A 213-nucleotide genomic window follows, 5' to 3' on the forward strand; every position below is an offset into this window, starting at 1 on the left:
GCAGGCGTCAGTCCGTATACATCGCCTTACGGCTTCGCACGGACCTGTGTTTTTAGTAAACAGTCGCTTCTCGCTGGTCTCTGCGGCCACCCCCAGCTCGAACAGCAAGTGTTCTCACCAGGTGTGGCCCCCCTTCTCCCGAAGTTACGGGGGCATTTTGCCGAGTTCCTTAACCATAGTTCACCCGAACGCCTCGGTATTCTCTACCTGACC

The 213-nt window shown here is 56.8% G+C and carries 1 rRNA gene; it reads right to left on the bottom strand.

Annotated elements, in window-relative coordinates:
• Positions 1-213, bottom strand: a 23S ribosomal RNA gene (locus tag ADK65_RS10155); the annotation flags it as partial.

Source organism: Streptomyces sp. NRRL B-1140 (genome assembly GCF_001280065.1).
In the GTDB taxonomy this organism is placed as follows: domain Bacteria; phylum Actinomycetota; class Actinomycetes; order Streptomycetales; family Streptomycetaceae; genus Streptomyces.